This is a genomic window from Acinetobacter sp. HZNU-JH01, assembly GCF_037996845.1.
Lineage (GTDB): Bacteria > Pseudomonadota > Gammaproteobacteria > Pseudomonadales > Moraxellaceae > Acinetobacter > Acinetobacter haemolyticus.
Genome location: NZ_JBBMZX010000001.1, coordinates 810685 through 836596 on the forward strand (window position 1 = coordinate 810685; position 25912 = coordinate 836596).

Below are 25912 nucleotides of genomic sequence, written 5' to 3' on the forward strand. Positions count from 1 at the left end.
GAACCCAATCAACTTTTAAATTGTGCTTATCTTTGTCACCATAAGCATGTATTTCTATTCAGGTGCTTGATTATGAATCTGCAAACATTACCGGGGTTATTTATTTCTCATGGTTCACCAATGCTTGCACTTGATCCTGAGCAAGTCGGACCAGCTTTACATCGTTTGAGTCATAATCTTCCGAAACCAGAAGCGATCATTGTCATGTCTGCACACTGGGAAAGTCAGGCTCTCGAAGTCAGCACATCAACGCGACCACAAACTTGGCATGACTTTAGAGGTTTCCCTCCAGAGCTATATCAAATCCGTTACCCTGCTGCTGGTGCACCTGACTTAGCAGAAAAAATACTAGCACTATGTGCAGAAGCCGGCATATCTGCACATGCAAATAGTACACGACCACGAGATCATGGTGTCTGGATGCCTTTATTACATATGTATCCAGATGCAGATATTCCTGTGATTGAGATTTCACTTCCAATCTCGATGAGTTCCGATGATATTTATAAAATCGGAAAAGTCCTTGCCCCATTACGAGAACAGCAAATTTTACTGATTGGTTCGGGTAGTATTACCCACAACCTAGCTGAACTTTCATGGCAAGCTGATGCAGATGTACCACTATGGGCAAGCACTTTCCGCAATACTGTTGTCCATAAACTCTCTCATCAAAATTATGATGCAGTTCTTGACTGGCCTTCACTCCCTTATGTACAGCGTAACCATCCAACACTCGAGCATTTTGCACCACTCTTTTTTGCGATGGGAACAGGTAACCGTTTTAATATCGTCCATAGTAGTTTCTCCATGGGTTCCCTAGGAATGGATATTTATCGTTTTGATTAACCCATTAACTAGGCGAATTACTTGCCTCCATTTTTGAACAATTGCTCTATAAAAGTGGATTTTCACACACGTTAATCCACTAAAACTTCTATATTTTTATTATATTTTACAAATTGACACATTTAACGAACTTAATGCATAAAGTGCCGTCATACGCTTCTTTTAAGAATACTTTAAGCTATTAGCTGCTATTTTTTATGTGTTGTTTAGAAAATGAAAATCAAATACTTAATTCTTGCTTTACTCCCTTTTTCTTTGATGGCGTGTCAAACGGTACAAAATGTTGCAGATCATGTAAGCACAGAAGTCAACATGGCTGCTGCAAAAAAACTCACTGATTATCGCTGGACTTATCAAGCATCTACAGCCTCAAAACCATTGGTATTAAACTTTAATAGTAACCAACAATTATCAATCCAAACGGGTTGTAATGGTCAAGGGGGTACTTGGAAAGTTGAAGGCGGCAATATCATTACAACTTCAGCATTGGTATCAACGATGATGGCATGCTCTGATGATCTAATGCAGCAAGAACGTTTATCAGCAGATATCTTTAGCGAGAAAAAAGTACCGTTCCAAGTCAGCACATCAGATAACCAAGCAATTTTGACTGTAACCGACAGTAAAGGTCAAAAACACGTATTTACAGGTGTTAAAATGACTGAAAGCAAACTTTTGACCAACTATACTTGGTCTTATCAACCTACTGAAACTAAAAAACCAATCGTTTTAAGCTTCTTAGATAACAATCGTTTATCAGTAGATACTGGTTGTAACCGTCAAAATACATCTTGGAAAGTTGAAAATGATGTGATTGTTACAGGTGACATGGCCTCGACGCTTATGGCGTGTGAACCTACACTGATGAAACAAGAACAGTTCGCTGGCGATCTCTTGCAAAAACGTCAAATCCCATTTGAAATGAATGTAAGCAACTTGGATCAACCGACGCTTGTCGTACGTGATACGAAAGGTCAAGCATATACATTTGTTGGTAAAATGACACCTGAAGCGAAGTACCAAACTGAACCAAAAACCGTATTCTTGGAAATTGCGCCAGAAACAAAATCATGTGTTGGCGTAGCACCACAAACTTGTATGCAAGTTCGTGAAATTAAGTATGATGACAAAGGCATCAAAACTTATGCTGATAAAGACTGGTCACTTTATTATGGTCAAATTGAAGGATTTGAACATAATCCAAATCAACGTGTAATCGTTCGTGTTAAGCGTTTTGAAGTTAAAAACCCAGCAGCAGACCAATCAAGCCTAGCTGATGTATTAGATATGGTTGTTGAACAAGAAGTTGTTAAGAAACCTTAATACATTGCTATAAATAAAAACTCCGATGTTTTTACATCGGAGTTTTTATTTGCTCGGTAAAATACTAATAAATACCTTGAGCCAAAATTGCATCAGCAACTTTCACAAATCCTGCAATATTTGCTCCATCCACATAGTTCACTGTACCATCTTCTTTGGTGCCATATTTCAAACAATTGGCATGAATATCTTTCATGATGGCATGTAATCGCTCATCAACCTCTCCATGCGACCAACCTAGACGCAAAGCATTCTGTGACATTTCGAGACCAGAAGTGGCTACACCACCCGCATTTGATGCTTTACCTGGCGCATATAAAATTTTTGCAGCAATAAACTTTTCTACTGCATCTAATGTACAAGGCATATTTGCACCTTCGGCAACACAGATCACACCATTTGCAAGTAATGACTCAGCATCTTTTTCTTCTAATTCATTTTGCGTTGCACAAGGCAAAGCAATATCAACAGGAATATGCCAAGGTGTTTTTCCTTCAAAATATTCAAAACCATGTCTTGACGCAAACTCGGAAATACGACCACGCTGAATATTCTTAAGCTCCATAATTTCAGCTAGCAATTCATCGGTAAAACCATTTTTTAAATATACTGTACCGTTTGAATCAGAGAGTGTTACGACTTTTGCCCCTAAAAACATTGCTTTTTCTGCTGCAAACTGAGCCACGTTCCCTGAACCAGAAATAGAAACTGTTTTACCAGTGAAATTATCACCTCGTGTTTTAAGCATTTCCTCAGCAAAATATACTGCACCATATCCAGTTGCTTCTGGGCGCATGAGACTTCCACCAAACGAAACTCCTTTGCCAGTAAACACACAAGCTGTATCGTTACTGAGCTTTTTCATCATGCCAGCCATGAAACCGACTTCACGTCCCCCAACGCCAATATCGCCCGCTGGAATATCAGTATTCGGACCTAAATGACGATATAGTTCGATCATTAAGGCTTGGCAAAAGCGCATAATTTCAGCTTCTGACTTTCCTTTTGGATCAAAATCCGAGCCGCCCTTTCCTCCACCCATAGGTAAAGTAGTTAAAGCATTTTTCAAAGTTTGTTCAAAGCCTAAAAACTTTAGAATCGATAAATTCACCGATGGGTGAAAGCGCATGCCGCCTTTATATGGACCAATCGCAGAATTATATTGAATACGGAAAGCGCGATTAACATGAGTTTGGCCTTGATCATCCATCCAAGAAACTCGGAATTGAATTGCTCTCTCAGGTTCTACCAAACGCTCCAATAAACCATATTGCGCATATTTGGGATTCTTCTCAATGAATGGCCACAAGCTCAGCATTACTTCTTCAACGGCTTGTAAAAATTCAGGTTGATCAGGATCTCTGGCTTTCACATAAGCTAGAAAGTCATTTAAGCTATTGTATTTCAACATTCACCCCCGAGTAAGTGATTTATATTGGTGCGAAAAATGCACCAATACAGAATATCTCACATAATGAACATAGATTACTATTACACCTTTATACAACGCCTAGAAAATTAAAATTTTAAATATAAAAATCAAAAACTTATAACAATAAATGTTCGTTATTTTTATAATAAATATACATCAAAACAATCAAATTTTGAGCATAACCTTCTATGTGATCGTTAGCTTAGCTCAAGAATTAACCACATTTCGCACCATAAACAAACAATAAAGGCATTATTTTTGAGCATTTCCAACATTCATAATGGTCAAATTATCCTTCGTCTTTTAACAATTCAGATATGGCATTCAATTTTTAGAAAATCATACATTCCGTTCTTTTTGCTCTATATAACTTTCTGGATATGGATCTTGTTCAATGACCTTACGATATTCAAATACTGCTTCCAGCAATAAATGATCTTTTTCACTAAGATAACGACTTGGTAATAAAAAACTTCTTTAGGATCTTTAAACCCATATAATCCAAAAATCTGCTCAGATTTTTCTGATAAATGTTTTAGTGAACGTGCTGCGTTGTTTATTACAAAGAATAGAATAAAGTAAAATAAAGCTGATATTACAAGAAAAACTAATACATCTTCTAAATTAAATCCTCTTGCCCAAAAATAAATCAGGGAACCTAAAAAAATTGTGACTGCATACCAAATATTTCGTCCTTTAGTAACCGAAGCATCATGAGTTTTAACAGATGCTCCCATCCCTATCTGCATATGTAATAATCCAGTCTTAGGACTTAGTACCGAATATAATTCATAAAGATTATTTTCTAAACGCCTGACCACACAGATCACGTATTCACCCTCTTCAAATAAAGCACGATGAAATTGACCTACACAAATCCTATCATTTATTTCCAAAACAACGGACTTAACATGTAAACGACTACGTGAAGCTAAAAAAATCGTTTGTGCAGATAGTGAGACACTTTCACTTACCCCACTTAAAATTGCCGATGAAGTGATTTGTGCATCACTAGATTTTCCAAATGCACTTAGAGAGTCATCATAAACTTCTAGTCTTTGAATACGACCTTCAAATTTTAGCAAATCATACATTCCGTTCTTTTTGCTCTATATAATTTTCTGGATATGGATCTTGTTCAATGACTTTTCGATATTCATAGACAGATTCTAATAAAATTTTATAATCATCACTATAGTAACGGGCAGATAGTAAATATAAATCTTCTGTATTATTAAAATTGTATAGTTTGAATATTTCTTCTGACTTTTCTGAAAGATGTAAAAGTGAACTTACAGATCGTCTTACTATAAAATTTAAAATAAAATAAGCTATTATTATACACCCCGCCCAACTTAATAAATTATTCAAAGTATAATCACCATCAAATATAACAGTTAAAATCAAAATAAAAAATGAAATTAAAAATATAAACCTCCCACCTTTTAAAGATGATTCTTTGGATTTCTTCTTTGAACCACCCATTCCAACTTGCATATGTAGCAAACCTGTTTTAGGACTCAATACTGAATAAAGCTCATATAAGTTTTTTTTTAATCTCCTAGCCACGCAAATAACATATTCATTTTCAACTATTAGAGCACGATGGAATTGACCAACAAAAACGTTCTCACCTATTTCCATAACAACAGATTGTATATGTAAACGGCTTTGTGATGCTAAAAAAACTGTTTGTGCTCCTAATGATACACTTTCAGCAACACTAGATAGAATCGCAGATGAAGTAATTTGATTATCGCCAGTATTAGCTAATGTATTCAACGTCCCTTCATGAATTTCTAATTTATAAATACGACCTTCAAATTTAACCAAATCATACATTGCGTTCTTTTCGCTCTATATAACTTTTTGGATATGGATCTTCTTCTATACCTTTTCGATATTCATATACAGACTCAAGTAACAAGTGATCTTCTTCACTCAGGTAGCGACTTGGTAATAAGGAAACCTCTTGAGGGTCTTTAAACCCATACAAACCAAAAATCTGCTCTGATTTTTCTGAAAAATGTTTTAATGAATTTGAAGCATTTTTAATGATAAAAAATAAAATAAAATAAAATAAAATTGAGGCTACCAACCAAATAGAAAAATTTTGTATAGAAAAACCTCTACCTACTAAAAGAAGAAAAAAAAGCCCTGTTATAGAAATATAATACATAAACCGTCCACCTTTAATAACCGAAGTATTATGAGTTTTGACAGAAGCCCCCATCCCTACCTGCATATGTAATAATCCAGTCTTAGGACTTAGTACCGAATATAATTCATAAAGATTATTTTCTAAACGCCTGACCACACAGATCACGTATTCACCCTCTTCAAATAAAGCACGATGAAATTGACCTACACAAATCCTATCATTTATTTCCAAAACAACGGACTTAACATGTAAACGACTACGTGAAGCTAAAAAAATCGTTTGTGCAGATAGTGAGACACTTTCACTTACCCCACTTAAAATTGCCGATGAAGTGATTTGTGCATCACTAGATTTTCCAAATGCACTTAGAGAGTCATCATAAACTTCTAGTCTTTGAATACGACCTTCAAATTTTAACATCTCATACATTTTAAACACTCACGATTGCTTTCATAAAATCCTCATACTCTTCATCTGCATCTTTAAATTTTTTCTCTTTGCTATTAGCCAACCTAAATGCGGATTTTTGGCACCAATCCTCCATCGCATCATCTAGCACATATTTTCTGAGAACAACTTCTATCCCTATAAGACTCAATGTAATGATATTTAATCCTGCAATCACTCTAGCCCCCATCAAGAATGCAACTAAAGCATTTGTTGAGAATTTCGTTAAAGCTCTTTTAATGATTTCATTTTTACTATATTGAACAATAGCACTTGCTAAAACTCCTGCTTGTCCAATAGTCAAACTTAGTGATGCTAGCCATCTTACAGATATAACTAACAACATGAGATTTGACCTTTCACTAATGACATTTTTGCCATCAACAATTAATCCTGTAATTCCCCCTAAAGTTCCCAAACTAGCAGCAGCAATCCTAAATGCAGAGGCTGAAGCAGCAGCACTTGCGGTAGTTTGGCGAGACCAATGTTCACCTAACATATCAAATGCAACGGATGAAACTAAGAATGATGCCCCAACCAATTGTACCGAAAGCTCAGGTTTATCCTTTAGATCATTTTTCCAAGCATCATATTGGAAATAGAAATTTAGCAACTCAAAAATACCAACGATTGCCAGTATTCTATTCTTAGTAATTTCAGGTTTACCTTTTACAGACAATGTAACTGCATTCTTGATTTCAGTTGCTCTAGTATTACGATAAGTATAATTCACACCAGCATTTTGTGGTAAAGAGGCTCTAGCTGCTTCTCGAAACTCAAGATTATACATCAGTCGAGCTAAAGGTACTTGTTGTGCAAAATCACCTGATCTCAGATATAACAATCGTGCGGTATGCGTATAAGCTCCAGCAGTTGCAACCACATTGATCTGACTAACATGTAAAGTTTTTAGACGTAAATTACCAAACTCTTTCAATGCTGTATTGAGCATCAATGACATCCAATAGAATAGTTTATCGAATGCTTTGAAGTCTCGAGTAGTGATGAATTTTTTCCCTTCAATACTACCTAACCAGCTATCAAAAGCCGCATCTGCTTCTTTAAATACAGTGAAACCCTGCTTACTATAATCAAGTAAGTCTTTTGCGGAACTTTCACTTGCAAAAATCTTCTCATATTCAGTCATTAATAACTTATTATTAAAACAGTAAGCGCGGAGAAATAGGTTTTTATCCGAAACCTTTTTCTCACAAATCCAAGTATTGAGTAAATCCTTACCTTTTTGTAATAGATTCATTCCATACATTAAATCGAGTAATAATGCATGGAAAATAAAACCATTACTTTCCTTAGCAACTTTACCCTGTTTTAACTCTTCACTCTGATCAAAATAAAAAAGACCTTTTATAAGATTAGAAGAAACTAGCCAATTATAATGATCATCTACATAACGTGCAGCCACGTTATAGCTTTCATCAGATTTTTTGTCGACATTTTTACGAAATTCCTCCAATGCATCTATATCTAATTGTTTACGATATTTTTCCCATGCTTTATCACCCCCAACAGTCGCTTGTTTAACGGCCTCTGCTCTCTTTTTTTCGAGCTCAGCCGCAGCTTTAGCAGATGCATTTTTTTCGAAATTTTTTAGATTTTCAAGTCCTTTTTTATCCCCCATACGTTCAGCTCGCTGAATCGCAGCTTGAAGATAGGGATCTGTAATTTGCTTTCTTTGTTGTTCATTTGAATCAATGATTTTAAACTTCGCCTGAATTGAATTAGCAATTAACGTTTCCTTCATATTATCAATCAACGTCATCGTTTGAAGCTTATGCTCATTGCTAAAGCCATTTTTTTCTTCTTTTAGAAAACTATCAAGTCCTTTAAAACTTAAAATATTACGATCTTCATTTAGCTTAGAGGTAATCCCAATCGGGTCATATAAAGCAACACCAATATGTTCTTTAGGTTTTTCATTAAATTTTTTATTGATAGCACTCCAACGACTAGAACCAAAACTTTCCAAAGGTAAAGCAACTGTTCCTAGCTGCCCCGAAGATAAGCAGTGCTGCTGGGTACTTCCTTTTGCTACATCTATTTTTTGCCAATAACCAGAACTAACATAATGATCCGCATTTTTTTCAAACTGCGCTCTCATTTTTTGAGTGAGGGGTGCATGCGCATGTAATAAATAAACTGTCTGTGCATCATCATTATTTATAGAAGGTACAGTAATCAAGGATGCATTTGCACTATGTCCTGCTTTATTACATGCAAAATCTTGTGCCACAATTGGCGGTTTTGCTCCTATTGGAAATTCCTGATGATAGCCTTTTTTATTGGTAATATAAGCGACCCATTCTTTTTTCCCTGATTTTCTTTTTATCAATAAATATAGATAACCAGAATTAATCATGCGAACAGTATATTTATAATGTTTAAGTGAAACATTGGTTACATTCGCACCTAACTGAGCAGGTAACGGTTTTACCCCCATACGAGCAACCGAATATCTTAACGGAAGAATATTGATCCCAGTAGGCCTACAAAAGTTAGTACACTCTTTTTTATCAACTTGCGTTACAGGTATTTTTTTATTTTGTGTGGTAGCGGCTTTAGCCTGTTGACTAATTTTATTCGTATTTGGACTTACGCCCAGTTTTTGCGTAACTTTCTGTTGCTGTTGAGCAGGTGTTCCATAAATTTGCATTTGTCTCGCAAAAGTTGGTTTTTCATTAGACATGGTACACCCCTTCTGATTCCTGTTTAACTTGCAAATATTGATGTTCTTCTAAATAACTCATTGCATCGGTGAAAGATTCTTCACGAACTCTGTCAGTCCAATATTGTGTTAATACTTTATTGACAGTCGGGCTATGCATAAAATCATGATGTAAAATAACCGAATACATGCCATAAGCAATTAAGTCCGTGACAAATAAAATTCCGTATTGTTTAATGGCTTTATCGAGGGATTCTAAAATTAGGTTGTGATTAATTTCCAACTCACTATCATACTTAAGAGATTGTTTAATCACTGTATTAGATAACTCTATCAAATCAAGTCTTTGTGATTCTATTTCATTGAAGTTAAAAGGGAAAACTTGCAATCTTTCCTCCATTCGAACTTCATACAACCCATTGAAAAAAACAAAATTCCAATGTTGTAAAATTGATTCAATTTGCTCACTTTTTTGATGAATAATAGTAGGCAAATATACCAAAACACGAGCATCGTACCATCTAAAAATAAACTTGTTTTTTGCATCTTTTGCAATCAAAAATTTTTTATAGTTCTCTACAGTTACCTTCAGATCATCTACATATCCAAACCCACAAATAAAATAACCATCTTCTTGCTGATCTAAATTTAATAACAATGTATCCGTAAGAAAGTTAAGCGTGTTCTCTAAATCCTCTTTTTTCTTTATCTTAATAAAAAATAAATCTGCTTTTTTATTTCGACTTGATGCAGCAAGCTCTATAGGTTCTTTCTCAAAATCAGTTAAGTTTTGTGTAAATTCATCAAAAAAACCATTGAGTAAAGTTTCGTCACATAACAAAGTTACATGGCCATATTTTTCAAAAGAACTCAAAATAACATCGCTTAGCTTTTCCGATGTTAATTCTGCTTTATTTAATAATAGATTCATTAGTCTAGTATCACTTTTGCTGAACCACTTTTCGCTGCATCAGCCTGCTTCGCCGAACAATCAGGTAAATCAATCGCAGGAACACTGACAGATGCTCCACTCTTCAACAAATGCTGCCCTGCTTTCACCTCAAACTTTCCACCTGTAGTCGGGAAAACTCCACCACCATTAATTTCTAGCTGAGAACCTCCAGCCAAGATCACAATTTTCTTTTTCGCCGTAATTTCAATGCGTCCCTCTGTTGAAGTCACTTGCAAAGCATTCCGAGCAATCAAATCAGCGCCATCCCCTTGTGCCTGTATCTCAACCTTACCTTTGCCTGCCACTTGTTTAATTCCACCTTGTGCGGCAAATAGACTGATCTTTTGGCTGGCTTGGGCGATTAAATTCTTTTGCGTGGTCAGGTTAATACTGTCCCCTGCAAATTGGTTCAGTTGTCCATCCGAAGATAGATGAATGTCTTCTGAGGTGCTGAGTCCGATGCCATTTGGTGAGCTGAGTAACAGCATCGCTTGTTCAAAGCGGGCTATTTTCTCTTGGATCTGTTCTGCAAATGCCTGTAATTGCTCTACCGACTCCAATTCATCCGTTTGTTGGTTCTTTGCCACTTCACTCAGGGCTTTAGCATTGTTTTGGTTGCCTTCCAGTTGTTGTTTGGCTGTTTGTGCTTCGAGATGATCGCCTTCGGCTTGCGCTTGTGCATGGGTGGTGATCAGTAAGCCTTCACCTGCTCGAATCGCACCCCATTGATCCGTCCGTAGTTCAAAGCCTTCGCCTCGGTCTTCACTTTCTGCTTGGGCTTTGGGATGGCTCAGTTTACCGAGATTGAGTTGGCTGGCTGCATGGCTGCTTTGCAGTTGGGCACTAATCTGTCCGGTGGTGTCGTCAAAGCGCAGTTGGTTGTAGCCAGTGCCTTGGTATTCTTTGGATTTGATCCCTGCCAGTTTTTTGGTATCTGGCAGTTGTCCTTGGTCATCGAATTTTGTTGGACTGCGTTGTGCTTCGTGGAGTCGTCCAGTGACAAAGGGACGGTCGATGTTGCCATCAAAGAAGTCGATGACGACGATTTCACCAATACGGGGTAGAAAGCGTGCGCCATAGCCTTCGCCTGCCCATGGGGTCAGTACATCCACCCAAGCTGAATCGGTATCGTTGTTGTTGCTGCCTGCACCACCATCGTGGCTATGGTCGTCATTGCGGGTAAATAGGAAGCGAACTTTGATTCGTCCCCATTCATCCACATGGATTTCTTCGCCTTCGGGTCCCACTACTCTTGCGCGTTGTGGGTGAGCGGCTGGACGGTGTTGCAGTGGATGGTATTCGGGTACGGTTTTGATGTTACGGCGTTGTAGCGTCAGTTGGTTGGCTTGGCGTTCTTCTGGGTTTGTGTTTTGGTGATCTTGCCATTGGCTTTGGGTGATCAGCTGATGGACTTGTTGTTGTAAGTCTTTTGGGAGGTTGTTTTGGTTGTAGTAGCTTTTGGCGGTGATTAGAAATTCTTGGTCTGCACCACTGTGTTGATCGATCTCTGGGTGTTCGTTGAGTTTAAACCAGTATCCTACTTGGGTGTCTCGTACCGTGGTATTAGCGATAAATTGTTTGGCTTGGGCATCGTGGTAGTGACTGAGGTGTTGGTTCAGTTTTTCGATTTGGGTGTTGCCTGATGCGGTTGCGCCATCTTCACCGTTGAGGTCTTGCATCCATGCAGGGGTGAAGTGCCATGCGTCTTCGAGTCCTAAGCTGGCGTTGTCGTGTTGTTGACTATGTTGGTGTTTGCTTTGAACGCTACCTGCCCCATCTTCTTGTTCTAAGGCATCGGCTTGCCAGCGTTGGATATGGACTGCGGTCGGTTGTAGCGAACGTTCTGCAATGAGGCTGGTCATACTGTCGTATTGTTCGGTGGCACTGCTGCGGTGGTAGCGAATCGTTCTGCGTTCTAGGGCTTGGTATTGGCTGTTGTCATCGATCAAGCGGAGTTTTTGGGCTTGGATTGGACTGTTGCTGTTGGCAACACTGAGCTGTGCTTCGTCGATCAGCCAGTTGATGCCTTCACTTCGGAGCAGTCGGGTAATGAAGTCGTAGTCGCTTTCATTGGCTTGCATTACAAAGGGACGGATGTCGTAGTCTTGGGTAAGTCCACTCAGATCAAGGGTGAGACTCGATGCAAACAGCTGACTTTTGGCTTGCCATTCATTAAACAATATTTGCACAATATCCACGACAGTCTTATTCATAAACACACGGCTGTTTCGGCGTTTATGCCACAGTGCGGTTGCATCTTGTAGTTTGAGTTTATACAGCGTGAGACTACCGTCAGATTGTCCTTGTACGGCTTCTGTGATAATCCCTGTGGTTCTGAATAGTGTACCTGTATCGGTGACTTGGTCGATCGCTGCCTGACAACCGATGAATTGTTTTAATGGGATGTGGGCGTTAGTTGATAGGCAGATCAGCTCTGCAGTCATTCCCTGATTAATGGCATGCTGACCTTGAATTTTTTGGAGGAAGACTTGTTGATTTAAGCTCGGATTGGCAAATTGTATGTGTATCGCACGTTTTTGTGCGGTAAGACCTAATTGGTCAAGCGCTTTGAATATATTGTTCAACATTTGTTATAAAATATCGCCTAAAATCTCGAGCATTCTATAAGAAACATACAAGTTCGTCTATGTATTTAATGTTATAGATCTGGCGCAAAAGTCAACGTCTCCTCCAAGGTGACTCGTCGTAGACAGTGATTATTGCTATACTATCGATCCTGTTTTTGCTGTTCCCATGTTCATGTCATCATCTGTGCAACATTCGCTTATTGTTCAAATAGACCAACACCTACCCCAAACACAATGCGGTTTGTGTGGGCATCGTGACGGATGTTTGCCTTATGCTAAAGCCATTGCAGAAGGTGAAGATGCCAACAAATGTGTACCAGGCGGACAACCAGTTGCAGATGCTTTAGCAACACTCCTGCAACGTCCTCGATTGGTTGCTGAACCAAGTGTTTGGGAGGTTCAGGCCGATGGCCGTCCACAACGTATGAAAGCAATCATTCGTGAGGATGAATGTATTGGCTGCACCAAATGCATTAGTGCTTGCCCTGTTGATGCCATTATTGGAAGTGGCAAATTAATGCATAGTATTTTGACCGACTTGTGTACAGGTTGTGAATTATGCATTCCTCCTTGTCCGGTTGACTGTATTGATTTGATCCCAGATACCAAACCATTGCCAACCGAAGTACAACGCTCAACAGAACAAGACGATTTAAGACATCGTTACTATGCACATATCCAACGTGAAGAAAAACGGCGTATTCATCGCAAAGGTCCAATTGTACGTGCAGAAATTGATGTCGAGTTTTTTGCCCAATTTTCTCAGACAGTGAACAATGTCCCTGTCATTACACTCGCTGAACAACCAAAAGAAAAGCCATCACTAGATGCAAAAACCACGATTGAACTTGCCAAGATCCGTACTCAAATTAAGAAATTAGAAAAGCAACTCAGTGTACGTGCGGATGAACAAAAACAAACACAACTCATTGCTCTCCAACAACGTTTAAATGAATTGCAAGGAATCTAAAATGCCTGTCAAAAATATGACCAAAAAGCAAATTCAGATTTTCTTTGAACGTCTACGAGAGCAACGTCCAAATCCTCAAACTGAGCTCAACTATAGTTCACCATTTGAACTGCTGATTGCAGTTATGCTTTCTGCACAAGCCACAGATGTCAGCGTCAATAAAGCGACCGATAAGCTTTATCCAATTGCAAATACGGCACAAGCCATTTTAAATCTCGGTGTTGATGGCTTAAAAGAATATATTAAGACGATCGGTCTATATAATGCCAAAGCAGAAAATGTGATTAAGACATGTCAGATTCTGGTCAACCAATATCAAGGACAAGTCCCTGAAACACGCAAAGAACTTGAAGCCCTACCTGGTGTAGGACGCAAAACAGCCAATGTTGTTTTGAATACCGCATTTGGTCAACCTACGATGGCTGTGGACACACACATTTTCCGAGTAGGGAATCGCACAGGCCTAGCGATTGGAAAAAATGTGCTCGAAGTTGAAGATCGACTGATTAAAGTCATTCCGAAAGAGTTTATTATCGATGCACACCATTGGTTAATCTTGCATGGGCGCTATTGTTGTATCGCACGCAAACCAAAATGTGGCGAATGTATTGTTTCAGATGTATGTCACTGGCCTGACCGTTTTGAGTTTGGGGCAAACAAAGTAATTACAGTTAAAAATCTCAATTAATCTTGAGATTTTTTTTGCTGTTGTAATTTAGGGTGAAGCTGGCGCGCTTTACCATTTTTTTTATTTTCCAAAGCTTGTTGCTGTTGTACATGGCGCAGCATTTTTTGGCTTTGATACAATAAAAAAAGCAATAATGCAAAACTCAAAACCACGACAATAATCAAGATAAACTTCAGCATTATTTTCTCCCAAATAAAAAGAGCTCTATATTCAGAGCTCTTTTATCATCAACAATTTAGATTACTTGTCTAAAATTGCGAACAAATCTTTTTGAACGTCTTCAATTGCACGTAAACCATCCAACTTATTGTAAGTTGGTGCATTTTCGCCTGAAGCAGCACGTCCTTGGTAGAAACCAACCAATTGCTCAGTTTCGCTGTGGTATGAACCTAGACGCTTACGAATGGTTTCCTCTTGATCATCTGGACGCTGTACCAAGTCTTCACCAGTCTCATCATCTTTACCTTCCACTTTTGGTGGATTGTAAACAATATGATATACACGACCAGAAGCTGGATGTTGACGACGACCAGAAAGACGTTGAACAATCTCTTCGTCTGGTACATCAATCTCAATCACATGATCAATGCTAATACCAGCCACTTCTAATGCTTCAGCTTGTGGAATGGTACGTGGGAAACCGTCAAAAATACAACCGTTTTCACAGTCAGGCTGAGCAATACGTTCTTTAACTAAGCCAATAATTAGCTCGTCAGAAACCAAACCACCTGACTCCATAACGCTTTTCGCTTTTAAGCCAAGTTCAGTACCTTCACGAATTGCAGCACGGAGCATATCACCGGTTGAAATTTGTGGGATATTGTAGCGCTTACAGATCAACTGAGCTTGGGTACCTTTGCCTGCCCCAGGTGGTCCGAGTAAAATAATGCGCATAAAGAACATCCTCATCTAAAAACAATAAATCTTAAATTGAGCAATATCATACAGATTTATCGCTCAACCAACATCAAATTAATTATAAGAAAGCAACAAATAAGTGAATTAAACCAGCGAAGAAACCAGTTACACCACCCAGTACAATTAAAATCCATTCATCCTCTTGGAATGCAGGGCGTAATAAGTTCTGGAATTCTTTCGGCGTCAGTTCACGAATTCGATCTCTAAACATTTGAAAGATTTTCTGTGCACGGCTTGCATTCAAGGCTGGATCACATACTGGACCCATGGTAATTTCAATCGAACGATCAATCAAGTCGGTCTTTAGTCTAGCATACTCTCTTGGCCCTAAAGATAATTGCAATGATGTTCGCACCAAAGGTGTTTCCATAATTTCATTGATATGACGTTTAACGATACGGCGCGTTTTATCTTTTTTACTACCATACATCATTTCAGTCATAATCGACTTCAATGTAATCAGATCTTCTGTTACGACACTGGCAAATACATCCGAAACCTCTTCTTGACGTTTCATAAATGCACCCTGCACATTGTAAGTACCAATCTTAAGTACAGGCACAATCCAAGGGAATTTACGGTCTTTGGTTAAACGGAAAATCTGAGGATAACGAATCGGATGTGGTTCAATCGGATTGAATACCATCCAGATCGCGATCCAGTTGGTCAAGAAGCCCCAAATCGCCGCCCAAAATGGAACTGTCCAATGCCAAGGTACAATGAACCAAACAATCATTTGGAAAATACCAAAGAACATCCCGATCAATGCACTGATATGCCAAATAAAGTTAATTTCTTTTTGGCCAACTTTAAGGAACATACGCACCATTAAACGGCGATCACCTTCCATTTGGCTCACGACCATTTCACGCATATCGACCAATGACTCAACGTTCATGGTCAGTTCAGTCACCAATTCTTTCAGTGTATTTGGTAACTGTTTATGTGCTTGGGCATAGATACGACGTTTAATCGAATACGGTAGATTTTCCCATAGCACCGCATTTCGATCAATCATGACCTCATCAATCAAGTGCTCAAGTTCAAATCCAACTTGCTCACCAATGATCATTGCCATGTCTTCAGGATCCATCGCCTCCAAAAATTCACGCAATGAACCCAATTTTGATAGTGTATTGTCAGTAATAATGCCTGAAATACGCCCCGCTTTGCGTGGCACAATTCCTTGCCAACCTACAGGCAATGGCCCCAAGTGAAATCCCCAAAATTTAATTGGGTAGAACACCATTTTTAAAGCCATCCACACATGCGCCCAAGTCACAAAAGCAGTGACGGGGATAATGCTGAGGACTGCCCAAAAATCTGGACGAGCTAAAAAAATCTGCCACAATTCATTGACGTAATCAAACATGCATGACTCTCAGAATTATTGATACATTATGACTCATCGGCGTTAAGCAATTTGTTCACACTTATAAGCCAAAACTTAAGGTATAAGAGAATTGAATTGTAGGTTCTGTTTTCTCTATGAGATCACCATTCGCATTTTTCATACGCTCACCTGCTCCAATTCCCACACTAAAGGTACTGATACGTTCCGAATTCAACCACACGAACGCAAGATCGACACCCGCGCCTAAGCGCGCTTTTTCTTCATTATCTATTTGCTTACTTTCAATATGGCCAACATACGCTCCGATGTAATAACCATTTTTATCTGTACCTGTTAGGTGGTACGGATAGCGAAATCCAAGTTGCCCACCCGCAGGATTGTCATCATTCATGAATGCACCTGCTTTAGCATAGGCGATTCCATAAGGGTTTACCCACTCCAAATTGGCGTGTAATAGTTTTTTAGTGAAACCTGCCCCAACATTCCATGTTGAAACCTTTGCATCTGTCAATTTCGCTTCAGGAAGAAATGAGTTTCCTTCAGCATGCGCCAAACCACTAACTGCCGTAACCGCGAGTAAAAGATAAATTTTTCTCATTATTTCTCCATTTTCCCTAAGAGTGTGTATTGGTATGTCCTATCTCAAGCCGTTTGTGACTTTAACAGAATTATTTTGCTTCTAATATACAAGACCGTACAATTTTAATGTCTGCAAAGTCAAAAACGGTCAATCAAACATTTGCATGATTCGTTGAAAATTCTACAGTAAGATCATGCAACTTACGTTAAAATATTCAGTCTTTGTATTCTCTCAATCTTGTAATTAAGTCGATCCCCTATGAAACAGCACTTTCCTTTAAAAAACATGCAACAAGAAAAGCGCATTTACAAGGGTCGAATTTTCTTTGCAATGTTTGTTGTCGCAACTTTTTTATTGTTGCTGATCTGTCGTTATGCATATTTACAGATTGTTCATTACGATGATTTTACAACAGCATCAGATAAAAACAGGATTCGTTTGCAACCACTGCCACCTGCGCGTGGTTATATTTATGACCGTAATGGCATTTTATTGGCAGATAACTATCCTGTATTTACTGCCACGCTTAGCCGCACTGATGTCAGTGATATTGATGATACATTGGAACGTCTCATTCCCGTATTAAGCCTGACACAAGAAGACGTGGATCGTTTTAAAAGTCGTGTCAAAACTGCCCGAAAAACTGAACGTATTGCGATCAAACTCAATTTAAATGAAGCCGATATTGCTAAATTTAGTGAGGTCAAATATGCATTTCCCGGCGTAAAAATTGAAACGCAAATGACACGCTATTATCCATTTGGCGAATTATTTGCACACGTCATAGGCTATGTTGGACGTATTAATGACCGAGAATTAAGGGCGATTGATAAAGACTTATATGCAGGAACAAACCTAATCGGGAAAATCGGTGTAGAAAAAAGCTACGAAGAATTACTACATGGACATCCAGGTTATGAATCTGTTGAAGCCGATGCACACGGTAATGTGCTTCGTAAGCTAGGACGCAAAGATCCAACGCGTGGCAATGATTTATATTTATCCTTGGATTATGGTTTACAAACTATTGCATCGGAACAATTGGCTGGACGACGTGGCGCAATTGTCGCGATGGATCCACGTACAGGTGAAATTTTAGCTCTCGTTTCTAGCCCAAGCTTTAACCCTAATCTGTTCGTCACAGGCATTAGTTACAACGATTATGGGTCATTACGTGACAACCCTGATCAACCATTATTTAACCGTGCAGTACAAGGTGTATACCCTCCGGGTTCAACGATTAAGCCAATGTTTGGCCTTGGCGGCATTCATTATGGTTTAGTAGACTGGCACACAGCGATTTCCGATCCTGGTTATTTCTCACTACCAGGCGATAGCCACCGCTTCCGTGACCATAAGAAAAGCGGTCATGGACTGGTCAATATGCACAAAGCTCAAATCGTTTCTTGTGATACCTATTTCTATGTCTTGTCTTATCGTATGGGCATTGAAAAAATGAATGAGTGGATGCGCCAATTCGGTTTTGGTGAGAAAACAGGAATTGATTTACCTAGTGAAAGTACTGGCCTATATCCAAGTCCTGAATGGAAAATGAGAACCCGTAATGCCAAATGGTTAAAGGGTGAAACCATTTCTGTGAGTATTGGACAAGGTGCTTTTACAGCGACACCACTTCAACTGGCAATGGCAACAGCGATTACAGCCAATCAAGGTGCACATGTAACCCCTCATGTTTTACGTGAAACCAAAGGTACAAAGAAACATGATGTTCACAACGCACCTGATGGACAAATTCAATTTAATGGCACACTCGATGACTGGGTAAAAATGCGTGAAGCAATGGTTGATGTCATTCAATCAGGGACTGGCCGAGGAATCAAAAGCGGTTTGCAATATTCGATTGCTGGTAAAACAGGTACCGCTCAAGTGAAAAGTATTGCACAGGGCAAGCGTTATAACGAAGCTGCACTCTCTGAACGTCAGCGCGATCATGGTCTATTTGTAGGTTTTGCCCCTGCTGAAAATCCAGAAATTGCCATTGCAGTCGTTTGGGAAAATGGTCGAAGTGGTGGTGCTGCAACACAAATTGCGCGCCCAATTTTTGACTATTGGCTAGTTAAACGTAAGACAGAACCACTAAGACCAGCCAATCACCAAATCAGCGGTGGTCTAATGACCGCAGGTATCAAACCAGGTGAGTTACCGAGTGGAAATGTATCAACAACTACGCCTGCACCTCCAACTGACCAACCAGCTCAACCTGCCGATGGAATTTCAGAATAATGAAGAACCAGCTACGTATTATTGGTGGAGAATGGAAACGACGTGTTTTACCATTTGCCAGTATCGAGGGTTTACGCCCTACCCCAGATCGCGTGCGGGAAACCTTATTTAATTGGTTAATGTGGGATATCCAAAATGCACAGGTTTTAGATCTGTGCAGTGGTTCAGGTGCACTTGGCTTTGAAGCACTATCACGTGGCGCAGCACAAGTGGTCATGATCGAACCGAATACCACACAAGCACGTTATTTAAAAGACAACCTTCAGCTACTCAAAACTCAAAACTGTCGCCTCATTATCAGCACAGCTCAACAAGCATTAAACAAATTAACTGAACAATTTGATGTTGTATTTCTCGATCCACCTTATAGCCTCGATTTATGGCAAGAGTTATCAACGTTGGCTGATCCATTGATTAAAGATAACGCTTATATCTATGTTGAAGCAGACCGCGAATTATCCCAAATCCAATTACCTGCATCATGGCAAAAAATAAAAGAAACCAAAGCTGGACAAGTTCGAGCAGCGTTATACCAAAAGAAAATTTAAAATAGGCGTAACCAGAAAAAACGAATTAATTGCCCTCGATCAAATGGGAAACTGGACAGATACTCATAGCCGATTCGATTGCTCAAGTTAAACTGATACACAATCCCATATCCCAATGAAATGGAAAAATCATCTAAGGAGAGGCTCTGTGTCTCTCCTGTCAACATCTTATGGTTGAATTGATTGGTTTGATAAGCGGTATAATTGTAGATACGCCAACGTTCATCCTGAAAAAACATATTATGCAAAATGGAATAATCAGTTTTGCTTTGTTGAGGATAAGCAGAATCAAATAGCTCATCTGAATCATCTTTGATTTCTGCAAAAAAATTATAATCCTCTGCATAGGTATAACTGGATAGAAGCAACAGTAGTCCACAGATAAAAATTTGCATCATTAATTCAAAATATTTGGGATCAAGGATAGAGATAGCATAACGCCTAAAATAAATTTTACTATGTTAGACATAAATTATTATTTTATAAAATGAATGTTATATACCATAATACCGTCTTTAGAATTTCACCTTAAATAACATGAAACTTTTTTTCTTACTTGTTGCTATGCTAACTTTAACTGGCTGTCTGTTTGGGAAATCAAATGAAGTACAACGTGCAGAGAAAATCTTTCAACATTTTGAATGCAGTAATATTGAAACCAATCAACTGGCATCATCATCTATTTCTAGTTTTCACCAACAATCTCTTGCGGTAAATAAAGAAAAAGTCAGTTCTTATATTGAACAGTATAAAAATGGTGAAGATCTCTTTGACATCCCCTTAGATGAAGTTGTACAACAAAAATATCAATTATATAAACAAGCGTGTCAGGCACTTGGCGGTATCTCTTCAGCGAAACAAACCATCCGCATAGATGATGCTGAATAAGATCCAAACTCAGTGTTAGACCTCATTTGAGATATGGCATGATCGAAAAAAAATTTAGTTTAAAACATTCTATTGCCCTTGCAATGGTGCTGCTTTTTATCATCATCGCTAGTATCAATCCATTAGAATTTGAGTCTTATCTATTACACCAAGCAGGCACCATCATCATGCTGGTCGTTCTCATTGTTACAATGAGAAAAATCGGCATCAGCTTTTTTAGCTTTTTTTTATATTTAGCTTTCCTATTTATTCACATCATTGGAGCACATTATTTATATTCTTATGTTCCATATAATCAGTGGCTTCTAGATCTCTTTGCTTTTGATTTAAATCAAAGTATGGGATGGTCACGTAACATGTATGATCGATTAGTTCATTTTGCTTATGGTGTATTGCTTTACCCATTTTTTTATCGTTGTTTTCAAGTTTGGATTCCATCAGCAAAACCCTTCACCCTATTTTTATTGGTTCTCCAATTTGTTATGGCATCCAGTATGATTTACGAGCTACTTGAATGGGGGCTATCCATAGGTCTATCCCCCGAAGATGCTGAAAATTATAATGGGCAACAAGGCGATATGTGGGATGCACATAAAGATATGTTCTTGGCAACCATCGGTGCATTACTTATGGGCATCGGGTATTATTATCAAATGTCAAATACCCATGCAAAAACACCAACATAAATACCTTTTTGTCGAATCCACCCAATGATTTAAATCACTGGGTGCTGAACCGTATCGAATAATGCAAAAGGATCAGATTTAATCGTCTGTGAAAAATCTGTATATACGGTACTCAGTCCAGTATCCGATACAGCTGTATCTGATGGAACTAGAGTTTGCTCTGGAACGAGTTGATCCAGCACATCATCCAATTGATTAGAATGTTGATCCGATGAAATCATGACCTCATCTAGCGCAATCGTTTCAAGTTGATTGAAAGAAAGTGTACTTGCCTCAGTATTAGCAAGTAATTTTTCCAAATCAACTGAATCCGCAAGTGAGATTTCAGCGTGCTGTGTTTCAAATGATTCTGTTTGAGCCAAGGTGTTAGTTGTTACAGGAGGAACTACTGTAAAATTAAATGCATCACTCACTTCACTGGTATTTCCTGCCGCATCTGTTTGGGTTAGGGTGATTTTATGAGATCCTAAGGCTAAATCTTGAGTAATTTCAAAACTCCACTTTCCATCATTACCAACAGTAACGGTCCCAATCGGCTGCCCATTGTCATAAATGGTTAATACAGCTTTGGCTTCCCCTCTTCCAGATAATGTTGGTCTTGCATCATCCGTACTTCCCCCTGTACTAATTGGACCTTTCACCGCCCCAACATCATCCATAACCTTTTCTAATACAGGTTTTGTTGGCGCTATAGTATCTTTATTCCCAATAACATTTGCTTCAACTGAACGGTTACCAGCCGCATCAATTACATAAACCTTTCCGCTGTTTTTATCTGTTAAAGCTGGTGAAATACTCACCGTAAATTTGCCATCAGCGCCGACTGTACCAGAACCAATCACTTTTCCGTCAGCACTTCTAATTTCAATTTTTGCATTGGCTTCAGCCGTACCTGTGATGGTGTCTCCAGCCGCATTAATTTGTACAGTTGCCTGATCAGGTGCAATTGTATCTTTACCTGCATTAATTTCGACAGGTTTAGACTGATTACCTGCTGCATCTTCAATAATAATCGTGCCTTTTTTTCCATCAGTCAAAGCTGGGGAAATATTTACTTCAAATTTACCTTGAGCATCAACTGTACCACTCCCTATTATATTCCCATCGGCATCTTTAATTAATACTTTTGCATTGGTCTCAGCCTTACCTTGGATAACTGAACCTTCTTTATTTACTTCCACTAAGGGCTGTTCTGGAGGCGTTGTATCTTTACCCGCAATCACTTTTGATGCTTCAGACTTATTACCAGCAGCATCTTCGGCAATCACAGTCCCGCCTTTTTCATCAGTCAATGGTGGAGTAACTTGTATCGAGTACAAGCCTTCTTTATTTGCTTTAACTGTCCCTAAGAGTTTGCCATCAGAATCAAAAATAGATACTTTGGCATTTGCTTCCGTTTTACCGGTTACGATCGTACCGTCTGCATTTAGCTGAGCAGTTGGTGCATCAGGTGCAATCGTATCTTTCGTACCAGTCACAGAGGTACCTTGTGAAATATTTCCCGCACGATCTACAGCAACAACACTCACTTTATTACCATCAGTCAACACCTGATCAAGTTTTATCGTATAGTTTCCTTGATCATCGGCCTGCCCACTTGCAATCACCTTACCCGTCGCATCACGAATTAATATCTTAGCTTTTGCTTCAGTTTTACCTGAGATCGTTAATGCATCGCTTGCTAAAGCCGCTGTAGGCGTCGCTGGTGGTGTAGTGTCTTTAGGTGAGTTATCACTTTTTTTATTGTCATCATCATCCTTTACTGCCCATAGGTAAATTCCTTCTGCAGCAAGCGCAACCAACCCAGCTTTCATCAGTTGTGACTTTGTAACACCAAAATCATCTGATCCATCTTGATTCATTGGCGTTTGCGTTGGTGACTGAGTGTAAGCAAATTGAGACAACTGGGTTGCAGGCACATAACGGATAAACTCACCAGACTGATCAAACTGTGCAACCTCATACGTTCCGTCAGCTTTTTCAAGTGTTAAACTGTGTTCACTGGTACCATTCTCATTGTAAAAGTCACTGATTACAATCTTTTCTCCATTCTTCAATGTAATGACAAGATCATTACCTTGCTTTGTAATTGACTTTACATCTGCTTGAGTTATACCAATTTGTACAATAGAAGGCTGATTTAAAATCACTTCTTTCATTTGCGCATCTTGTAAAGTCATTAAATTTTTCTTTGAAGAAACGACAACGTTCGTCATTATTATGCTCACTGATCCATTATAATTTTTAAGACTTATCGATTAATGAATAATTAAGTTATTAATCTAGCAATTAAAGTATCAAATGATCACTATAAGAACAATCATCTCAAAGCAAGTTTTGTCGCTTTTATTTAGCTGACCATTTGTTAAAATCTTTAAAGTTTTATTTTTGAAAATAATTATATTTCTTTATAAAAAAACCAGCCTTATTTAAGACTGGTTTCCAATACAATCCATCCAATTAGAATTTCGGATCACGCATTTGTACCAAACTGCTATTTGCTTTAGCTAAACTATCGGCCAACTTACCCATGACAGTTGGAATAAGATTTTCAGCCATTTGTGCTGCTTGTAATCCAAGCTTTTCACCAAACGTTGGACGCTTGCGCGTATTGATGACATAGACATCATGTTGCGACAACAAACCAAGTAAATATTCATCTGAAGTCTGAAGCTTATCCACTAAGTTTAACTGACGTGCATCTTCGCCATACCAATGCTCACCTGTTGCAACTTTTTCAACATCCAATTGAGGACGATATTTTTCGATGAAGTGTTTGAAGAGAACATGAGTCTGTTGTAATTCTTCTTCAAATTTAGCTTTACCTTCAGGCGTATTTTCACCAAACATGGTGACTGTACGTTTATATTGACCAGCCGTGTATAGATCAAAATCTACATGATGTTGTTTGAGTAAGCGATTGAAATTAGGTATTTGTGCCACCACACCAATTGATCCAACGACTGCAAATGGCGCTGAAATAATTTCACTTGCGATACATGCCATCATGTAGCCACCGCTAGCAGCTACTTTATCCACACAAATCGTCACATGAAAGCCCGCATCACGTAAACGAACCAATTGTGCAGCAGCAAGACCATAACCGTGCACCATACCGCCAGGACTCTCTAAACGCACTACAACACGATCATGTCCTGCTTTTGCCGTCGCTAGAATCAGAGTAATTTCTTCACGAATCGTATCGACTGCGGAAGCCTGCATATCCCCTTTAAAATCTAAGACATATATTTTCTTATCATTCTTTTTACGTACTTTTGCTTCTTTTGCAAGTTGTTGAACAAGTTGCAATAATTCCAAACGAGAAGCTGTAGTCTGCGCAATCTTTTTTCTTTGTTCATTTACACGCGCGTTTAAATGGCTAATACGAATTTCAGCAGGAAATTTAGGTAAATGGAATAACATAAAATATGTGCTCTTTAGTTCGGCTTTATTGCACTAAGATGCGGTCTGTTCAATAAAAATTCAATAGTGAATTTGCAAAATAGATTCATTTTCATCTATATACACGCTGAATTCGGAGAAACTTCCTCCAAGTGTGCTGACTAACATTTCATATCGACCTACGACATCAACATGATTCTATCTCAACCAAAACAGGTTATATTTAAACAATAGAATCTCTGAATCAATAAAAAAGAGCCCTCAGGCTCTTTTATAAATACAGTTCGATATTAACCGAAACGCCCCGTAATATAGGCTTCTGTAAGTTGATGATCAGGCTGGGTAAACACTTTTTCAGTTGAGTTTACTTCGATCAAATCACCCAAGTGGAAATACGCTGTACGATCAGAAACACGTGCTGCTTGCTGCATCGAGTGAGTTACGATTGCAATGGTATATTGCTCAGAAAGTTCAGAAATTAACTCTTCAATCTTTGCAGTCGCAATTGGATCAAGTGCTGAACATGGTTCATCCATCAAAATGACTTCTGGGCTGACCGCAATCGTACGTGCAATACATAAACGCTGTTGTTGACCGCCAGATAAACCTGTACCAGGTTGATTCAAACGATCTTTAACCTCATCCCATAGACCCGCTTTACGTAAGCTATTTTCGACGATCTCTTCTAGATCATATTTATTACGAGCCAATCCATGTAATTTTGGGCCATAAGCAACATTGTCAAAAATTGACTTTGGGAATGGGTTTGGTTTTTGGAATACCATACCCACTTGTGCACGCAATAATACAACATCTAAGTTTGGATCATAGATATCTTGGCTATCCAAAGTCACCTTGCCTGTGACGCGACAAATGTCAATCGTGTCATTCATACGGTTCAAGGTACGAAGAAAGGTTGATTTACCACACCCTGATGGACCAATAAATGCAATGACTTCATTTTGGTAAATATCTAAATCGATGCCTTTAATCGCTTCAGTCTCACCATAGTACACATGCACATCTTGAGTACTGATCTTCACATCACCATGCGACGGATTTTTTGCTTTGGCAGAAGTTTCAAACTGTGCAACAAACGCTGTTTCCTGCTGAGCTGGTGTTTCCGACGATGTAAATTGAGTTTGCTGTGGATTCACTGATTTATCCTTTTCTAAGGAGTTCGTGGTATCAATAGTATTCAT

At 38.7% G+C, this 25912-nt stretch carries 22 protein-coding genes and 1 pseudogene; 8 read left to right on the forward strand and 15 right to left on the reverse strand.

Annotated features, from left to right (window positions below):
* Positions 1–72: 72 nt before the first annotated feature.
* Both AAC851_RS03920 and AAC851_RS03925 read left to right on the forward strand, forming a co-directional pair.
* Positions 73–846 (forward strand): DODA-type extradiol aromatic ring-opening family dioxygenase, encoded by a 774-nt coding sequence (locus AAC851_RS03920; RefSeq protein WP_125502024.1) that lies wholly within the window; start codon positions 73–75, stop codon positions 844–846.
* Between the two features lie 213 nt (positions 847–1059).
* Positions 1060–2169, forward strand: a complete 1110-nt coding sequence (locus AAC851_RS03925) for an META and DUF4377 domain-containing protein (protein WP_005091069.1) — start codon at positions 1060–1062, stop codon at positions 2167–2169.
* Between the two features lie 64 nt (positions 2170–2233).
* Here the strand turns inward: AAC851_RS03925 and gdhA are convergent, their stop codons facing one another.
* The 7 genes and pseudogenes from gdhA to AAC851_RS03960 all read right to left on the reverse strand — a co-directional run bounded on the left by gdhA (position 2234) and on the right by AAC851_RS03960 (position 12432).
* Complete coding sequence (gdhA, locus tag AAC851_RS03930) at positions 2234–3580, reverse strand: NADP-specific glutamate dehydrogenase (RefSeq protein ID WP_340600535.1); 1347 nt, start codon at positions 3578–3580, stop codon at positions 2234–2236.
* Positions 3581–3940: 360 nt separating this feature from the next.
* Positions 3941–4686 (reverse strand): annotated as a pseudogene (locus AAC851_RS03935) (putative type VI secretion system effector).
* Between the two features lies 1 nt (position 4687).
* Entirely contained in the window at positions 4688–5443 is a 756-nt protein-coding gene (locus AAC851_RS03940) for a putative type VI secretion system effector (protein WP_100833473.1), read from the reverse strand.
* Positions 5436–6182, reverse strand: a complete 747-nt coding sequence (locus tag AAC851_RS03945) for a putative type VI secretion system effector (protein WP_160124362.1) — start codon at positions 6180–6182, stop codon at positions 5436–5438. The genes AAC851_RS03940 and AAC851_RS03945 overlap by 8 nt, the downstream gene beginning before the upstream one ends.
* 10 nt (positions 6183–6192) lie before the next feature.
* Complete coding sequence (locus AAC851_RS03950) at positions 6193–8913, reverse strand: T6SS effector BTH_I2691 family protein (RefSeq protein WP_340600536.1); 2721 nt, start codon at positions 8911–8913, stop codon at positions 6193–6195.
* Entirely contained in the window at positions 8906–9823 is a 918-nt protein-coding gene (locus AAC851_RS03955; protein ID WP_262444574.1) for a hypothetical protein, read from the reverse strand. Before AAC851_RS03955 ends, AAC851_RS03950 begins: the two co-directional genes overlap by 8 nt.
* Complete coding sequence (locus tag AAC851_RS03960) at positions 9823–12432, reverse strand: type VI secretion system Vgr family protein (protein ID WP_340600537.1); 2610 nt, start codon at positions 12430–12432, stop codon at positions 9823–9825. Before AAC851_RS03960 ends, AAC851_RS03955 begins: the two co-directional genes overlap by 1 nt.
* 172 nt (positions 12433–12604) lie before the next feature.
* Here AAC851_RS03960 and AAC851_RS03965 point away from each other — a divergent pair, with 172 nt between their 5' ends.
* Both AAC851_RS03965 and nth read left to right on the forward strand, forming a co-directional pair.
* Entirely contained in the window at positions 12605–13402 is a 798-nt protein-coding gene (locus AAC851_RS03965; RefSeq protein ID WP_340600538.1) for an RnfABCDGE type electron transport complex subunit B, read from the forward strand.
* Position 13403: 1 nt separating this feature from the next.
* The gene (gene nth, locus AAC851_RS03970; protein WP_042874219.1) at positions 13404–14090 is read left to right on the forward strand and encodes an endonuclease III; all 687 of its coding nucleotides are present in this window, start codon (positions 13404–13406) and stop codon (positions 14088–14090) included.
* Here the strand turns inward: nth and AAC851_RS03975 are convergent.
* The 4 genes from AAC851_RS03975 to AAC851_RS03990 form a co-directional block, all read right to left on the reverse strand.
* Positions 14087–14269 carry a hypothetical protein gene (locus tag AAC851_RS03975; RefSeq protein WP_005081916.1) on the reverse strand — a complete coding sequence of 61 codons (183 nt, stop codon included), beginning with the start codon at positions 14267–14269 and terminating at the stop codon, positions 14087–14089. The two genes, nth and AAC851_RS03975, sit on opposite strands and share 4 nt — an antisense overlap.
* Before the next feature lie 61 nt (positions 14270–14330).
* Positions 14331–14984, reverse strand: a complete 654-nt coding sequence (gene adk / locus AAC851_RS03980) for an adenylate kinase (RefSeq protein WP_005081914.1) — start codon at positions 14982–14984, stop codon at positions 14331–14333.
* 82 nt (positions 14985–15066) lie between these two features.
* On the reverse strand, positions 15067–16380 hold the full coding sequence (locus AAC851_RS03985; protein WP_004638396.1) for a hypothetical protein: 1314 nt from the start codon (positions 16378–16380) through the stop codon (positions 15067–15069).
* A 61-nt stretch (positions 16381–16441) separates the two neighbouring features.
* Entirely contained in the window at positions 16442–16960 is a 519-nt protein-coding gene (locus tag AAC851_RS03990; protein ID WP_005081912.1) for a hypothetical protein, read from the reverse strand.
* 240 nt (positions 16961–17200) lie between these two features.
* On the opposite strand from AAC851_RS03990, the gene mrdA reads away from it, so the two are divergent.
* Both mrdA and rsmD read left to right on the forward strand, forming a co-directional pair.
* Positions 17201–19186 (forward strand): penicillin-binding protein 2, encoded by a 1986-nt coding sequence (mrdA, locus tag AAC851_RS03995; protein ID WP_340600539.1) that lies wholly within the window; start codon positions 17201–17203, stop codon positions 19184–19186.
* The gene (gene rsmD / locus AAC851_RS04000; RefSeq protein ID WP_004638393.1) at positions 19186–19734 is read left to right on the forward strand and encodes a 16S rRNA (guanine(966)-N(2))-methyltransferase RsmD; all 549 of its coding nucleotides are present in this window, start codon (positions 19186–19188) and stop codon (positions 19732–19734) included. Before mrdA ends, rsmD begins: the two co-directional genes overlap by 1 nt.
* Here rsmD and AAC851_RS04005 read toward each other — a convergent pair.
* On the reverse strand, positions 19731–20129 hold the full coding sequence (locus tag AAC851_RS04005) for a hypothetical protein (protein ID WP_100833464.1): 399 nt from the start codon (positions 20127–20129) through the stop codon (positions 19731–19733). The two genes, rsmD and AAC851_RS04005, sit on opposite strands and share 4 nt — an antisense overlap.
* A gap of 142 nt (positions 20130–20271) precedes the next feature.
* Here AAC851_RS04005 and AAC851_RS04010 point away from each other — a divergent pair, with 142 nt between their 5' ends.
* Both AAC851_RS04010 and AAC851_RS04015 read left to right on the forward strand, forming a co-directional pair.
* A complete protein-coding gene (locus tag AAC851_RS04010; RefSeq protein ID WP_100833463.1) occupies positions 20272–20622 on the forward strand; it encodes a hypothetical protein in 351 nt (116 codons plus the stop codon).
* Between the two features lie 38 nt (positions 20623–20660).
* Positions 20661–21308 carry a DUF2238 domain-containing protein gene (locus AAC851_RS04015; protein ID WP_100833462.1) on the forward strand — a complete coding sequence of 216 codons (648 nt, stop codon included), beginning with the start codon at positions 20661–20663 and terminating at the stop codon, positions 21306–21308.
* Positions 21309–21337: 29 nt separating this feature from the next.
* On the opposite strand, the gene blp2 is transcribed toward AAC851_RS04015, so the two are convergent.
* From blp2 to pstB, 3 genes are all read right to left on the reverse strand, one after another.
* Positions 21338–23524 (reverse strand): Ig-like repeat protein Blp2, encoded by a 2187-nt coding sequence (gene blp2, locus AAC851_RS04020; protein ID WP_100833461.1) that lies wholly within the window; start codon positions 23522–23524, stop codon positions 21338–21340.
* Between the two features lie 244 nt (positions 23525–23768).
* Positions 23769–24731 carry a protease SohB gene (gene sohB, locus AAC851_RS04025; RefSeq protein ID WP_100833460.1) on the reverse strand — a complete coding sequence of 321 codons (963 nt, stop codon included), beginning with the start codon at positions 24729–24731 and terminating at the stop codon, positions 23769–23771.
* Between the two features lie 269 nt (positions 24732–25000).
* Complete coding sequence (pstB, locus tag AAC851_RS04030; protein ID WP_017394722.1) at positions 25001–25912, reverse strand: phosphate ABC transporter ATP-binding protein PstB; 912 nt, start codon at positions 25910–25912, stop codon at positions 25001–25003.

Excerpts from the sequence above, each read along its gene's own strand:
- rsmD (WP_004638393.1), top strand. The coding sequence starts at position 19,186 with ATGAAGAACCAGCTACGTATTATTGGTGGAGAATGGAAACGACGTGTT.
- AAC851_RS03925 (WP_005091069.1), top strand. The coding sequence starts at position 1,060 with ATGAAAATCAAATACTTAATTCTTGCTTTACTCCCTTTTTCTTTGATG.
- adk (WP_005081914.1), bottom strand. The coding sequence starts at position 14,984 with ATGCGCATTATTTTACTCGGACCACCTGGGGCAGGCAAAGGTACCCAA.
- AAC851_RS03950 (WP_340600536.1), bottom strand. The coding sequence starts at position 8,913 with ATGTCTAATGAAAAACCAACTTTTGCGAGACAAATGCAAATTTATGGA.
- AAC851_RS03965 (WP_340600538.1), top strand. The coding sequence starts at position 12,605 with ATGTCATCATCTGTGCAACATTCGCTTATTGTTCAAATAGACCAACAC.
- AAC851_RS04010 (WP_100833463.1), top strand. The coding sequence starts at position 20,272 with ATGAAACTTTTTTTCTTACTTGTTGCTATGCTAACTTTAACTGGCTGT.
- AAC851_RS04005 (WP_100833464.1), bottom strand. The coding sequence starts at position 20,129 with ATGCAAATTTTTATCTGTGGACTACTGTTGCTTCTATCCAGTTATACC.
- mrdA (WP_340600539.1), top strand. The coding sequence starts at position 17,201 with ATGAAACAGCACTTTCCTTTAAAAAACATGCAACAAGAAAAGCGCATT.
- blp2 (WP_100833461.1), bottom strand. The coding sequence starts at position 23,524 with ATGACGAACGTTGTCGTTTCTTCAAAGAAAAATTTAATGACTTTACAA.
- nth (WP_042874219.1), top strand. The coding sequence starts at position 13,404 with ATGCCTGTCAAAAATATGACCAAAAAGCAAATTCAGATTTTCTTTGAA.
- pstB (WP_017394722.1), bottom strand. The coding sequence starts at position 25,912 with ATGAATACTATTGATACCACGAACTCCTTAGAAAAGGATAAATCAGTG.
- gdhA (WP_340600535.1), bottom strand. The coding sequence starts at position 3,580 with ATGTTGAAATACAATAGCTTAAATGACTTTCTAGCTTATGTGAAAGCC.
- AAC851_RS04015 (WP_100833462.1), top strand. The coding sequence starts at position 20,661 with ATGATCGAAAAAAAATTTAGTTTAAAACATTCTATTGCCCTTGCAATG.
- AAC851_RS03920 (WP_125502024.1), top strand. The coding sequence starts at position 73 with ATGAATCTGCAAACATTACCGGGGTTATTTATTTCTCATGGTTCACCA.
- AAC851_RS03985 (WP_004638396.1), bottom strand. The coding sequence starts at position 16,380 with ATGTTTGATTACGTCAATGAATTGTGGCAGATTTTTTTAGCTCGTCCA.
- AAC851_RS03955 (WP_262444574.1), bottom strand. The coding sequence starts at position 9,823 with ATGAATCTATTATTAAATAAAGCAGAATTAACATCGGAAAAGCTAAGC.
- AAC851_RS03940 (WP_100833473.1), bottom strand. The coding sequence starts at position 5,443 with ATGTATGATTTGGTTAAATTTGAAGGTCGTATTTATAAATTAGAAATT.
- sohB (WP_100833460.1), bottom strand. The coding sequence starts at position 24,731 with ATGTTATTCCATTTACCTAAATTTCCTGCTGAAATTCGTATTAGCCAT.
- AAC851_RS03945 (WP_160124362.1), bottom strand. The coding sequence starts at position 6,182 with ATGTTAAAATTTGAAGGTCGTATTCAAAGACTAGAAGTTTATGATGAC.
- AAC851_RS03990 (WP_005081912.1), bottom strand. The coding sequence starts at position 16,960 with ATGAGAAAAATTTATCTTTTACTCGCGGTTACGGCAGTTAGTGGTTTG.
- AAC851_RS03975 (WP_005081916.1), bottom strand. The coding sequence starts at position 14,269 with ATGCTGAAGTTTATCTTGATTATTGTCGTGGTTTTGAGTTTTGCATTA.
- AAC851_RS03960 (WP_340600537.1), bottom strand. The coding sequence starts at position 12,432 with ATGTTGAACAATATATTCAAAGCGCTTGACCAATTAGGTCTTACCGCA.